The following is a 12,353-nucleotide window of genomic DNA, read 5'->3' on the forward strand; positions in this document are numbered from 1 at the left end:
TCAGGCGGCCCCGGCCACCGTGCGGTGCCGTTCGACGGCCCGCTCGACGTCCTCCCGCAGGAGGTCGTGGTCGAGGGCGATCGCGGCCGCCGAGCTCGTACCGGCCGCCGTGACGACCTGGGCGCGGGGGTGGGCGACATTCCCGGCCGCCCACACCCCGGGCACGCTGGTACGGCCCGTGGCGTCGGTACGTACCGCGCCGGTGTCGTCCCGCTCGCACCCCAGGGCCGTCAGCGGCCCGTCGTGGGGAACCGTGCGCGGGAGGACGAACACGGCGCGGCGGGGCACCACCCGGCCGTCGGCGAGTTCGACCCCGTACAGCCGGTCCTCCTCCACCACCAGTCGCTTCACCACGCCGCCGGCGACGCGGACCCCGCGGCCCGCCAGCCCTTCGCGTTCCTCGTCCGTCAGGTCGTGGGTGTGGGCGAAGAACGTGACGTCGTGGGACCACTGGCGCAGCAGCAGGGCGTGCCGCACCGCGCCGGGGTGGGTGCCGAGGATCCCCAGCGGCTCGTCCCGCATCTCGTAGCCGTGGCAGTACGGGCAGTGCAGCACGTCCCTGCCCCACCGCTCGCGCAGTCCGGGGATGCCGGGCAGCTCGTCGCGCGCCCCGGTGGCCACCAGCACGCGCCGGGCCCTGAGCAGGGCTCCGCCGGCCAGGCGGACGAGGAAGCCGGGCTCTCCGGGCACGATGGCGTCCACGTGGCCCGTCAGCAACTCCACTCCGTACCCGGCCACTTCCTCCCGGCCCACCGCGAGCAGGGCCGCCGGGGGCATCCCGTCCCGGGACAGGAAGCCCCGCATGTGCGCGGCCGGGGCGTTGCGCGGGGCCCCGCCGTCCACCACCGCCACCCTGCGGCGGGCCCGGCCCAGCACCAGGGCGGCGTTCAGCCCGGCGGCGCCTCCGCCGACCACCACCACGTCGTATTCCGCTGCCATGCCGTTCGTTGTGTCGCTCACCGCGATCACCTCCGCGCACAGGCTGCGCCTCCCGGCCCTCGAGCGGCAATCTTTGTTGCCGTTTCCGGGACGGGCGCGGTCCAATGGGGGCATGGAAGAAGACTCCGGCGCCCTCGCCTCCGACGCCCTCGCGCGGACCCTCGCCGAGGTCGGCCCGCGCCTCAAGCGCCTCCGTACGGAGCGCGGTGTCACCCTGGCCGCCCTGGCCTCGGCCACCGGTATCTCCAAGAGCACCCTGTCCCGGCTGGAGTCCGGTCAGCGCCGCCCCAGCCTGGAGCTGCTGCTGCCCATCGCCCAGGCGCACCAGGTGCCCCTCGACGAACTCGTGGGCGCGCCCGAGGTGGGCGACCCGCGTGTCCGCCTCACGCCCAGGACCGTGCACGGCAACACCACCGTCCTGCCGCTGACCCGGCAGCCCGGCCCGCAGCAGGCCTTCAAGATGGTCCTCCCGGCCGACCGGAGCACCCCGCGGCCCGTCACCCACGAGGGCTATGAATGGCTGTACGTACTGTCCGGGCGGCTGCGCCTGGTCCTGGCCGATCACGACCTGGTGCTGGGCGCGGGCGAGGCGGCCGAGTTCGACACGCGGCTGCCGCACTGGTTCGGCACCACGGGGGAAGGCCCCGTCGAGGTCCTCAGCCTCTTCGGCCGGCAGGGCGAGCGGATGCACGTACGGGCGCGGCCTCGTCGCGGCCGGGAGCCCGCGTCCGCGTGACCATCCGGTGCAGGAGGTCGGAGGCGGCACGGCCGAAGGCCGGGTCGTTGATGTGCGTGTCGACCTCGACCACGTCGACGGCACTGTCCCGCAGCCCGTCGCGCAGCGCGCCGAACAGCGCCTCGTCCGTGGCCGGGTCGTGGTACGGCCCGCCCGGTGCGCCCAGCGTGGACAGCCCGCGCAGCGGCAGGCACACGGCGGTCGGCCCGGTGGCGGCGCGCAGTTTCGCCGCGACCCGGCGGCCCAGCTCGGCGCACTCCTGTGCCGTCGTACGGACGACCGTGATGGACGGGTTGTGCACGCGAACGTTCCGGTCGCGCACCCGCGCGGGCACGGTGTCGGCGGGGCCGAACTTCACCATGTCCAGCGCACCGGGGCACACCACCTGGGGGATGCCGCTGCGGCCGGCGGCGGAGAGCCGGTCCGGGCCGGCCGTCAGGATGCCCCCGCAGAGGTCGTCGGCCAGCTCGCAGAGGGTCAGGTCCAGGACCCCGGCGAACAGCCCCTGCCCGGCCAGCGATTCAAGGGTGCGGCCGCCGGCCCCGCTGGCGTGGAACACCAGCACCTCGTAGCCGAGTCCGGTCATCCGCTCCCGGGCCGCGTCCACGCCGGGGGTCGTCACCCCCGCCATGCTCGCCGCTATCAGCGGCCTGTCGCCCGCGCCGAGGCCGGCCACCGGCGTGCGGGACGCGGAGGCGAAGCCCTTCGCCATGCCGGCGACGGCGTCGGCGGCGTTCGCCAGGATCGGGGCCGACACGCTGTTGATCCCGGCGATGTCGACGACGCTGTACATCATGGTGATGTCGCTGGAGCCGACGTACGGCGAGACGTCGCCGGCGGCCATCGAGGACACCATCACCTTCGGCACCCCGAGCGGCAGGGCGCGCATGGCGCGGGTCGCGATGGACGTTCCTCCACTGCCCCCGAGGGCGAGCACGCCGTGCAGGCGGCCTTCCTGGTGCAGCCGCAGCACGCTCTCGGCGGCGCCCCGGGCCATCGTCGTCACGGCGGCGCCCCGGTCCCCCTCGGCCCGCAGCCGCTCCAGGTCCGCGCCCGCCGCCCGTGCCACGTCGGCGCGCGGGACGTCGGCGGGTATTCGCGGTGCTCCGACCACGCCCGCGTCGACCACGACGACGCCGGCTCCCTGCCGCAGCAGCCGCTCCCGCAGCCAGCCGTACTCCAGGCCTTTGGTGTCGAGGGTTCCCAGCAGCACAACGATCGCCATGCACGTACTGTCCAGGGGAATCGACACATCGACAAGAGCGTCTTCATGGGCAGAAAAGCCATCCGAGTCCGACTACCGGGCGGGAGCTTCCGGCTAACGGACAGGTTCCTTGGATCGGGGAGGGAATCCGGACACCCATCCAGCCCTTGCGGGCCGTAGGGGCAGCTACACCTTGATATCGAAGGAAAAGGTGGCCGTTCGCACTAGTGGGCCATCTGTTAATCTGCCCGCTCCTGGATGTTCATCCACCGGTTCCTCTCCCCCAAGCGCCCTACGCTCGCCGGGTGCAGCGAGGTGTTTCATTCGTGTACAGCACTCCGTTTTCCCCTACAGAGGCCCGAGCGGCGCGGGCCCGCATGGGCCTGACCACCGCTCAGGTCGCCCACTCCATGGCCGCGTGCGGTGTCCCGGTCCACCCCGATCTGGTCACCGCCTGGGAGCACGGCTCCCATGTCCCGTCCGAGTCCCAGCTCTTCGCGCTCGCCAATGTGCTGTGGTGCTCGTCCACCACGCTGATGGGTGTCGACCCCCGCACGCTCGCCGAGCACCGGCTGGCCCGCCAGTTGAGCGTGGAGCGGCTGGCGTACCGGATCGGAATGGATCCGGCCGAGTACCGGGCGGCGGAGGCGGCGCACCACTGGGACGGCGATCTGCGGCAGACCAGGGCCCTGGTGGACGCCCTCGGCCTGTCGCTGCGGAAGCTGGTCGGCATCATGGGCCGGGGCGAGGAACTGGCCGGGCACCTCCGCTCGGCCATCGACGGCCGCTGGAAGGCGCATGTGGCGCCGGTCGCCGAGATCGTCGTGGTCAACGAGACGCTGGTCGGCGACGCGCTGCGCACGATGCACACGGAGTTCGCGGAGTTCTCCGAGCGGTACATGGGTCATCTGGTCGCCCGCAACGACGACTCCCGCCTCAAGGAGGTCGCCGCCGAGCGGTCCGCCTACCTCCACCGGCTGGTCGACCACTTCTGGGAACTGATCGGTGACGTGGGCGAGGAGTCCCCGTTCGACTCGATGAGCCACTGAGCCGGGCCGGACCGGACCGGCCGGGGGCGGGGTGCCGTCGCTGCAGATCCGCACCCCGGCCCCGCCCCCGGCCCCGCCCCCGGCCCCGCCGGGTCAGTGGGTGGCGGCGCCGACCGGTGGGGGTGGGGTGCCGTCGCTTTCGTAGTCGTCCCAGTCGATCTCCATCGCCTTGCGGCGGCTGAACGCGTTGAAGAACAGGTTCAGCACGATCGCCGTGAGGCCGCCCAGCGTGATGCCGCTGTCGAGGACCGCCCGGACGTCGTCCGGCATGCGGTCGAAGAAGGGCGTGACCGTGGTGGGGAGCAGCGCCGCACCGAGGCTGACGGCCAGGATCAGGGCGTTGCGCTCCTCGCGCAGGTCGACCTTGCCCAGGATCTGGATGCCGACCGTCGCGACCATGCCGAACATCGCGATCGCCGCACCGCCGAGCACCGGGTGCGGCACGGCGGCGACCAGGCTTCCGGCCTTCGGCAGCAGGCCGAGCACGATCATGAAGACACCGGCCGCCACCACCACGAAACGGCTCATCACCCTAGACATACGGACAAGTCCGATGTTCTCGGCGAATGCCACGTAAGGGAAGGAATTCAGCACGCCGCCGAGAACGGTCGCGACTCCGTCGGCGCGCAGCGCCCGCGTGACGGTGTCGCTGTCGACCTTCTTGCGCGTGATCTCGCCGATGGCGTACACATCGCCGGTCGTCTCGACCATGGTGATCAGCATGACGACGGCCATCGCGATGATCGGAAGCAGTTCGAACTTCGGCATGCCGTAGTGGAACGGCGTGCTGACGCCGAACCAGTCGGCGTCGTTCACCGCCCCGAAGTGGGCGTCGCCGAAGAGCCAGGCGACGGCCGTGCCGACGACGAGCGCGATGAGTACGGCGAGGCTGCTGAGGAACGGCCTGCCGACGCGGACCACGGCCAGGACGAGCAGCAGGGTGCCGAGGGCGTACGCGAGGTTCTTGCCGGAGCCGTACTCGGGCTGGCCCATGAGGTGCGCGCCGCCGGCCGCGTCCTGGAGGCCCACCGGGATCAAGGTCATGCCGATGATCGTGAGGATCGTGCCGATGACGACCGGCGGGAAATACTTCACCAACTTCCCGAAAAAGGGCGCGAAAAGAAAGGTTGCTATTCCGGCCGTGATCACCGCGCCGTAGACGACCAGCAGCCCGGCCGTACCCCCGCCCGCGCCGATTCCGATGGCGACCATCGGGGAGACGGCGGTGAAGGTGACGCCCTGGACCAGAGGGAGTCTCGCGCCGACCTTCCAGACGCCGAGCGCCTGGATGATCGAGGCGATACCGCAGGTCAGCAGGTCCGCATTGATCAGGTAGACCAGCTCTTCCCGGGACAGTCCCAACGCGTTTCCGAGGAGTACGGGGACGATGACCGCCGCCGCGTAGAACGCGAGAATGTGCTGAAAACCGTAGAGAGTGAGCTTGGGGAGGGGAAGAAGCTCATCGACGGGATGCGTCTGCTTCCCGGAGTGCTGTCGGGAGTGCTGTCGGGAGACTCGTGCCATCTCTGCCTTGCCTTCGCGAGGTAGGTGAATGAGAGAGGGGGCCAACGCCTCGGGTCCCGGGTGACAGGACGAGGGCTCGTCGGCCCGTACGGAGCCGACGCCTGGCGGAGTTGCCGACATCACGTCGCCCTGCACTGCAATGTGCGTCCTGGTTGGCAGGACATCCTTCGATCGGGTTGACCAAGACCGTTTTGTCCTGGGATCCACAGGGGGAGCCGATCGGGGCGCTCACCCTAGTTCACGTGTGACGTTCCTCGCGAGTAACCGGCGATCCGGTCCGTGGGCACACACCGCCACATCACACCTTCCGCCCCATTTTCCCCGTTATACGGGTTTCGCACGTAAGGCCTTTACCGCCCATGTTCTGGTGAACATAAGCGACTTGTCGGGCTGCCCCGGCGCGCGTGACAAGAATCACCGCCCGGCTCCGGCGCACAGGTGTCCGCCAGGCCGTATTCCGGCTTTTCCGCAGCAAAGTTGACGGTCCGCCATACTCGTGGAGGCAGATCTGTCGGTGGAATTCAAGGCTTGTTCCGGTCGGCCCATTTCGCTTACGGTCCCCTCAATCCGGATGGACCGCCGAATCCTGCCGCCGTCCGGAAACCGCACCCACCCACTCACGTTCGTACGGCAGGAGCGGGGGACCCAGGTAAGCCGCCGATCCGGAGCACACCGGAACGGCTCGGGGTGAAGCCGCGCTGACACCGCGGCCGGGCATCTCCAGCCCGAACCCGACAGCTCACCTCGCAGGCGACGGAGAGGAATTCGCCATGCCCGCAAAGGGTAAGCACCGTCGTCCCAAGAACAGTCCGCTCACCCGCCGTTTCGTCGCCGCGGGCACGGGTGGCGCCGCACTGGCGCTCCCCATGCTCGGTGCCACCGGCGCCGAGGCGGCGACACCGAGCGCGGCGCACGCGCTCACCGCCGCCGCGCCGGCCGCCGTCACACCGGCCGCCGCCACGCACACGGTCGCCGCGGGCGAATCCCTCTCCAAGATCGCGAGGGAGCACGGGGTCAGCGGTGGCTGGAAGAAGCTGTACGAGGACAACCGGAAGGCCGTCGGTGCCGACCCGTCCCTGATCCGCCCCGGCCTGAAGCTGACGATCGGCGCCAAGGCGAAGGCCCCGGCCGCGCGCTCGGCGTCCGAGCGGGCCGACCGTTCCGCCGAGCGGAGCGCCCCGGCCGCGAAGGCCGCGACGTACCCCGACAACCTCGACGGCTGGATCCGCGAGGCGCTGGACGTCATGGGCCGGCACGGCATCCCCGGTTCCTACGAGGGGATCCACCGCAACATCATGCGGGAGTCCTCGGGCAACCCGTTCGCCATCAACAACTGGGACATCAACGCGGTGAACGGAACGCCCTCCAAGGGGCTCCTCCAGGTCATCGCGCCGACCTTCGAGGCGTACCACGTGCCGGGCACGGCGAACGACGCCTACGACCCGGTCGCCAACATCGTCGCCGCCTGCAACTACGCGGCCGACCGGTACGGCTCGATCGACAACGTCAACGGACCGTACTGATCCACACGCACCCCTCCGCCGGGGCCGGCCGCACACACGCGGCCGGCCCCGGCGGCGTTCTGAAAGCACCGCATTTCCGCGCCAACCGGACACAAGGCGGCGCGCCGGGCCGGTTGCCATTCGGCTTGATTCTCATCCGGGAGAGAATCTTCCTGTGAAGCGTTGGTGAATTGGGTCTTCATAACCTTCCTGTGGTATCCCGCTGACCTCGCGGAACGGCCTCCAGGAAAGGCCACCCGGAATGATCACCGGTTGACCGAAAGGGTCCCTTGACCGTGAGGTCCGCCCCCGACCACACTCCCCACAGGCACTCATGCATCAGGAGCCACAGGCAGACGCGCATGCCCATGGCCCTGCGAGACCGATATCGCACGGGGTGTGTGACGGGGGAAAGACCGAAGAGCAGAGCGCACACGTATTCATGACCCGTGTGCGCTGTGCTCTCCTCCCCTCCTCATCTCTTGGTGCGCGAAGGGAATGGAGGGGGAATGCCGACGCATATGGGCTATCCCGGCGTATACATCGAAGAACTTCCCAGCAGCGTCCGTACCATCGCCTCGGTGACCACCTCGGTGACCGCTTTCGTGGGGCACACCCGCCGGGGTCCGCTCAACCAGCCGGTGCGGATCACCAGTTTCGCCGACTTCGAGCGCCGCTTCGGCGGGCTCACCTCGCGCAGCGCCGTCAGTTACGCCGTACACCAGTTCTTCGGCAACGGCGGCTCGGTCGCGGTGATCGTCCGGGTGGCCAAGGGCGGCACCGGTGAGGAGGCCCGCGTCACGCTCAACTCCACCGAGGGGCACAGCGATTGCCCCGTCCTGGAGGTCCACGCCAAGGAGCCCGGCGTCTGGGGATCGGGCCTGCGGGTCGCCGTCGACCACGACACCCCCACCCCCGACAGGACGTTCAACCTCCACGTCCTCGACGCGCGCGGCGGCGCCCGCGAGTCCTTCATCGGGCTGTCGATGAGCTCCGGTCACGGCCGCTTCGTGGAGACGGTGGTCAACGCCGGCTCCGCGCTCGTCCGCGTCAAGGCGCTGGACGAGGACAGGCCCGACCCCTCCGGTACGGTGTCCAAGCCCTTCGCGGCCGAACTCCCGAACCTCGCGGTGGAGTTGAAGGTCAAGATCGGCGACGTGGAGCGGGAGTTCACGCTGTACGAGCCGGACCACGACGGCGAGCCGCCGGCCGACGTCACCGAGCTCGCCCTGCTGCTGGAGCGCAAGCTGCGCGCCCTGCCCGACGCCCCGGGCAAGCACTCCTTCGCCGGCGCCGAGGTCACCGCCTTCGGGCGGCGCCTCCAGGTCGTGGCCGGGTCCCTCGACCCCGACGACGTGGTCCGCTTCGTCGGCGAGTGCGCCAACGACCTCGGCCTGGAGGCCTCGGTCAACCCGCCCGTCTTCCCGCTGGCGGGCGGCAAGGACGGCGACCCGCCCGGGCCGCGCGACCTCATCGGCAGCGAGGCCCGCAAGACCGGCCTTCAGGCGCTGCGCGACGTCGACGACGTCAACCTGCTGTCCCTGCCGGAACTCGCGGCGTACGACTCCACCGAGGACATGGTCACCGTGCTGTCGGCGGCCGAGCAACTCTGCCGGGAGCGGCGGATCTTCCTGCTGGTGGACGCGCCGTCGACCTGGGGCAGCGTGGACGCCGCCCGCGCCGGGATCGGCGCCTTCGACCCCGTACGCAGCGACCACGCGGCCCTGTACTTCCCGCACGCGCAGCTCACCGACCCGCTGACGGGCCGGCTGCGGGCCTTCCCGCCCTCGGGCGCGATCGCCGGTGTCATCGCCCGTACGGACGGTGAGCGCGGCGTGTGGAAGGCCCCGGCCGGAACCGAGGCGCGGCTGGCCGGTGTGCGGTCGCTGACCGTCAAGCTCACCGACCGGGAGAACGGGCTGCTGAACCCGCTGGGGATCAACTGCCTGCGCACCTTCCCGGTCGTCGGCCCACTGGTGTGGGGCGCGCGCACGCTGGACGGCGCCGACGCGCAGAGCGGCGAGTGGAAGTACGTACCGGTGCGCCGGCTCGCGCTCCATGTCGAGGAGAGCCTGTACCGGGGGCTGCAGTGGGTGGTCTTCGAGCCCAACGACGAGCAGTTGTGGCAGCAGATCCGGCTGAACGCCTCGGCGTACCTCAACGACCTTTTCCGCCAGGGCGCCTTCAAGGGCGGCACGCCACGTGAGGCGTACTTCGTGAAGTGCGACAAGGACACCACCACCGAGGCCGATGTCGCACGGGGCGTGGTCAATGTCATGGTCGGCATCGCGCCGGTCAAGCCCGCCGAGTTCGTCATCGTGAAGATCCAGCAGGTCGCCGGGCAGTTCGACCTCGCCCTCTCGTAACCCCCTCGTCGGCACGGAAAAGGAACACGAAGGAATCCGATGGCTGAGTTCCGGATAAACGCCCATCGCTTCGACCCGTACAAGAATTTCAAGTTCCTGGTCCTCTGGGACGGTCGGACGGTCGCGGGCATCAGCAAGATCAGTCCTCTCAAGCGCACCACCGAAGTGGTCAAGCACCGCCACGGCGGTGACCCCAGCTCGCCGCGCAAGTCGCCGGGCCGCTCCGAATTCGAGGGCGTGACCCTCGAACGCGGTGTCACCCACGACCCCGAGTTCGACCGCTGGGCCAACAAGGTCTGGCAGGTCGGCGCGGGTCTCGGCTCGGAGGTGTCGCTGCGGGACTTCCGCAAGGACATCATCATCCAGGTCCTCAACGAGGCCGGGCAGGTGGCCGTCTCGCACAAGCTGTACCGGGCGTGGGTGAGCGAGTACCAGGTGCTCGGCGAGCTGGACGCCAACGCGAACGCCGTCGCGATCCAGAGCGTCAAGCTGGAATGCGAGGGCTGGGAGCGCGACTACGAGGTGGCGGAACCGGTCGAGCCCTCGTTCACCCATCCGGCCTGAACCGGCTTCGTACCGGGGGGAGTTGAGGGATGACGCGCGCCGCTTCGCCGACGGGACCGGCCGAACTGCTCGCCACCTGGGAGGCCGGGCTGGCGCAGCACGACTGGGAACGTTCCCTGCTGCTGCACCGGGCGGCCCGCCCGGGGGCCGGCACCGACGAGTTGCTGTCGATGCCGGTCGGCGGCCGGGAGGCCGACCTGTACGCGCTGCGCCGGGCCCTGTTCGGCGAGCGCATGCAGGTGCGCGTCGAATGCGCGTCGTGCGGCGAGGCGATGGAGTTCGAGCTCGACGCGTCGGCGCTGGGCGCGCGGGCGGCTCGGGCGGCGGGTGCGGAGGGTGCTTCGGGTGCCGGGGCGTTGGGCGCGGAGGCGTTGGGTGCCCGGGCGGCGGGCGCGGAGGCGCCTGGCGCGGGGGTTCGCACCGCGTCGGGCGGGGCGTTGCGAGTGGAGGAGGGCGAGTGGGTGGTCGAGTTCCGGCTGCCGACCGTCGCCGACCTCGCGGCGGCCGCTGCGGTGGCGGACCCGGCGGATCCGGCCCGGGCGCGCCGTGCGCTGCTGGCCAGGTGCACGGTCTCGGCGGTACGGGGCGGCCAGGCCGTCGCCCCGGAGCGGCTCGGCGAGCTGCTGCCCCGGCAGGTGGAGCAGCGGCTCGCCGAGGCGGCCGAGGAAGCCGACCCGGTGGCCGACGTGACGCTCGACGTGGCGTGCCCCGAGTGCGGTGAGGCCACCCCGGCCGAGCTGGACATCACCTCGTACCTGTGGGCCGAACTCGACAACTGGGCGCGGGACCTGCTGCTCGACGTCCATCTGCTCGCCACCGCCTACGGGTGGAGCGAGCCGGAGATCCTGGCGCTCAGCCCGCTGCGGCGCCGTTACTACCTGGAGCTGTGCGCGGATGCCTGACTACTTCGACCGGCTGCTCGCCCGGCACACGCCGCTACGCGCGGCAGGGCCGTCCGGCGGCGGCGTGGCGCGGGTACGGCCACGGCTTCCCGGCCCGTTCGAGCGGTTGGAGGCGCTGCGTACGGCTCCGCCCGAACCCGACGAGCCCGCGTCCCTGGTCCCGTCGGCGCCGGGGCCCGCGTTCGGGCCGGCGGAACTGATCCGGCACGAGCGGGAGGTGCTGCGGGACCGGCACACGGTGGTACGGACGGAGACGGCTCCGCCGGGTGACGAGCCGGAGCGGTACGCGAGGGCCGTCGCGCCCGGGCCTGGTCCGCTGCTGCGGGCGGCGGCGCAGGCGGGGCCTGTTGCCCGGCCGGGGGCCGCCGAGCCGCCGCGTGCGCCCCGTCGTGCGGGGGCGTCGCGCGGGCCGGACGGCGCGCCACCGGCGGCGGGCCCCGGTGCGGCGGGCCCGGCCGTGGCGCCCGTACCCCCGGCCGGGGCGGCGGCGGCCGCGCGGCCGCGTGAGGCCGACACGGCGGCGGCCCGTGGCGCGGGCCCGGGCGGGCTCGGGCGGCGCGGGTCCCGGCCGGCCGAGCGCGTCGTCCACGTACAGATCGGCCGGCTCGAGGTGAGCGCGGCCCCGCCTCCCGGCGCGCCCCGCCCCGGCACGGGCCGCCCCGACCCCACCGGGCGGCGCGGACCCGCGCTGACCCTGGACGACTACCTGGCGCGCGGCGAGAAGAGGAACTGAGGTCATGAGCAACGCACTTGCCGTCGCGACGGTCACCCAGGCCCTGGCGCTGCTGATCGGGAACAACCTGTCGCCCGAGATGGACATCGCGGTGAAGGTGGAGACCCGTAAGCCGCCGGCCGAGCCTCCCGTCGAGCCGACCATCAACGTCTTCCTCTACCAGGTCACGCCCAACTCCTCGATGCGCCACTACGACCTGCCCACGCGTTCCTCGGACGGCACGCTGGTAAAGCGCCCGGCGGCAGCCCTTGACCTGCACTATCTGATCAGCGCGTACGGGGAGGAGGCCGAGCTGGTCGGCCAGCGGCTGATCGGCTGCGTGGTGCGGACCCTGCACGAGATACCGGTGCTGCCGAACGAGCTGATCGAGCTCGCGGCGCAGCGCCCGTACCTGGCGGGCAGCGATCTGGCGGAGTCGCCGCAGAAGGTGCGGTTCACGCCCACGGTGATGGACATCGACGAGACGTCCAAGCTGTGGGGGATGCTGCACCAGACGCCGTACACCCTGTCGGTGGCGTACCAGGCGTCGCTGGTTCTGATCGAGGGCCGCGAGATCCCGGTCCCGGCGAAGCCGGTGGAGCGGAGGACGGTACGGGTCCTGCCGTTCGGCGCCCCGGGTGCGCCGGTGCCCCCAGGTACGCCGGTACCCCCGGGTACGCCGGTACCCCCGGGTACGCCGGTACCGGCGAGCGCAGCGGAGGCACCGGAGGCCGCTGAGGAGGAAGCCGCCGCTCCCGCGAAGAAGGCCCCCGCCAAGCGGGCCCCCGCCAAGCGTTCCGCTCCCGCCCGTTCACGCAAAGCCCCGAACAAGGAGGGCTGAGGAACGGTGCGCGA

Annotated in this window: 11 protein-coding genes and 1 riboswitch; of the genes, 8 read left to right on the forward strand and 3 right to left on the reverse strand. The window is 71.4% G+C overall.

From position 1 onward, the window contains the following. Window positions 1-939 carry an NAD(P)/FAD-dependent oxidoreductase gene (locus BKD26_RS05200; protein ID WP_084896286.1) on the reverse strand — a complete coding sequence of 313 codons (939 nt, stop codon included), beginning with the start codon at window positions 937-939 and terminating at the stop codon, window positions 1-3. A gap of 112 nt (window positions 940-1,051) precedes the next feature. Between BKD26_RS05200 and BKD26_RS05205 the strand changes: the two genes are divergently transcribed. Continuing rightward, the gene (locus BKD26_RS05205; RefSeq protein ID WP_084896288.1) at window positions 1,052-1,675 is read left to right on the forward strand and encodes an XRE family transcriptional regulator; all 624 of its coding nucleotides are present in this window, start codon (window positions 1,052-1,054) and stop codon (window positions 1,673-1,675) included. Here the strand turns inward: BKD26_RS05205 and BKD26_RS05210 are convergent. Continuing rightward, window positions 1,596-2,900, reverse strand: a complete 1,305-nt coding sequence (locus tag BKD26_RS05210; RefSeq protein ID WP_084896290.1) for a Tm-1-like ATP-binding domain-containing protein — start codon at window positions 2,898-2,900, stop codon at window positions 1,596-1,598. The genes BKD26_RS05205 and BKD26_RS05210 overlap by 80 nt on opposite strands. A 356-nt stretch (window positions 2,901-3,256) precedes the next feature. Here BKD26_RS05210 and BKD26_RS05215 point away from each other — a divergent pair, with 356 nt between their 5' ends. Further along, a complete protein-coding gene (locus BKD26_RS05215; protein ID WP_241518545.1) occupies window positions 3,257-3,928 on the forward strand; it encodes a transcriptional regulator in 672 nt (223 codons plus the stop codon). 93 nt (window positions 3,929-4,021) lie between these two features. Here BKD26_RS05215 and BKD26_RS05220 read toward each other — a convergent pair whose 3' ends face one another. Further along, complete coding sequence (locus tag BKD26_RS05220) at window positions 4,022-5,452, reverse strand: nucleobase:cation symporter-2 family protein (RefSeq protein ID WP_084896294.1); 1,431 nt, start codon at window positions 5,450-5,452, stop codon at window positions 4,022-4,024. Between the two features lie 600 nt (window positions 5,453-6,052). Continuing rightward, window positions 6,053-6,218, forward strand: a riboswitch (cyclic di-AMP (ydaO/yuaA leader). A 4-nt stretch (window positions 6,219-6,222) separates the two neighbouring features. On the opposite strand from BKD26_RS05220, the gene BKD26_RS05225 reads away from it, so the two are divergent. The 6 genes from BKD26_RS05225 to BKD26_RS05250 all read left to right on the forward strand — a co-directional run bounded on the left by BKD26_RS05225 (window position 6,223) and on the right by BKD26_RS05250 (window position 12,339). After that, entirely contained in the window at window positions 6,223-6,975 is a 753-nt protein-coding gene (locus tag BKD26_RS05225) for a LysM peptidoglycan-binding domain-containing protein (protein ID WP_084896296.1), read from the forward strand. 488 nt (window positions 6,976-7,463) lie between these two features. Further along, window positions 7,464-9,320 (forward strand): phage tail sheath C-terminal domain-containing protein, encoded by a 1,857-nt coding sequence (locus tag BKD26_RS05230; RefSeq protein WP_084896298.1) that lies wholly within the window; start codon window positions 7,464-7,466, stop codon window positions 9,318-9,320. Between the two features lie 39 nt (window positions 9,321-9,359). Then, a complete protein-coding gene (locus tag BKD26_RS05235; RefSeq protein ID WP_073755879.1) occupies window positions 9,360-9,884 on the forward strand; it encodes a phage tail protein in 525 nt (174 codons plus the stop codon). 29 nt (window positions 9,885-9,913) lie between these two features. Then, window positions 9,914-10,786, forward strand: a complete 873-nt coding sequence (locus BKD26_RS05240) for a hypothetical protein (RefSeq protein WP_084896300.1) — start codon at window positions 9,914-9,916, stop codon at window positions 10,784-10,786. Beyond that, window positions 10,779-11,519 carry a hypothetical protein gene (locus tag BKD26_RS05245; RefSeq protein ID WP_084896302.1) on the forward strand — a complete coding sequence of 247 codons (741 nt, stop codon included), beginning with the start codon at window positions 10,779-10,781 and terminating at the stop codon, window positions 11,517-11,519. The genes BKD26_RS05240 and BKD26_RS05245 overlap by 8 nt, the downstream gene beginning before the upstream one ends. 4 nt (window positions 11,520-11,523) lie before the next feature. Beyond that, window positions 11,524-12,339, forward strand: a complete 816-nt coding sequence (locus tag BKD26_RS05250; protein ID WP_084896304.1) for a DUF4255 domain-containing protein — start codon at window positions 11,524-11,526, stop codon at window positions 12,337-12,339. The last annotated feature ends 14 nt before the right edge of the window (window positions 12,340-12,353 follow it).

It is taken from the genome of Streptomyces sp. CB03238, from assembly GCF_002099185.1.
GTDB lineage: Bacteria > Actinomycetota > Actinomycetes > Streptomycetales > Streptomycetaceae > Streptomyces.

Coding starts and splice junctions, on each gene's coding strand:
- BKD26_RS05230 (WP_084896298.1), top strand. CDS start 7,464: ATGCCGACGCATATGGGCTATCCCGGCGTATACATCGAAGAACTTCCC.
- BKD26_RS05215 (WP_241518545.1), top strand. CDS start 3,257: ATGGGCCTGACCACCGCTCAGGTCGCCCACTCCATGGCCGCGTGCGGT.
- BKD26_RS05225 (WP_084896296.1), top strand. CDS start 6,223: ATGCCCGCAAAGGGTAAGCACCGTCGTCCCAAGAACAGTCCGCTCACC.
- BKD26_RS05210 (WP_084896290.1), bottom strand. CDS start 2,900: ATGGCGATCGTTGTGCTGCTGGGAACCCTCGACACCAAAGGCCTGGAG.
- BKD26_RS05220 (WP_084896294.1), bottom strand. CDS start 5,452: ATGGCACGAGTCTCCCGACAGCACTCCCGACAGCACTCCGGGAAGCAG.
- BKD26_RS05235 (WP_073755879.1), top strand. CDS start 9,360: ATGGCTGAGTTCCGGATAAACGCCCATCGCTTCGACCCGTACAAGAAT.
- BKD26_RS05205 (WP_084896288.1), top strand. CDS start 1,052: ATGGAAGAAGACTCCGGCGCCCTCGCCTCCGACGCCCTCGCGCGGACC.
- BKD26_RS05200 (WP_084896286.1), bottom strand. CDS start 939: ATGGCAGCGGAATACGACGTGGTGGTGGTCGGCGGAGGCGCCGCCGGG.
- BKD26_RS05250 (WP_084896304.1), top strand. CDS start 11,524: ATGAGCAACGCACTTGCCGTCGCGACGGTCACCCAGGCCCTGGCGCTG.
- BKD26_RS05240 (WP_084896300.1), top strand. CDS start 9,914: ATGACGCGCGCCGCTTCGCCGACGGGACCGGCCGAACTGCTCGCCACC.
- BKD26_RS05245 (WP_084896302.1), top strand. CDS start 10,779: ATGCCTGACTACTTCGACCGGCTGCTCGCCCGGCACACGCCGCTACGC.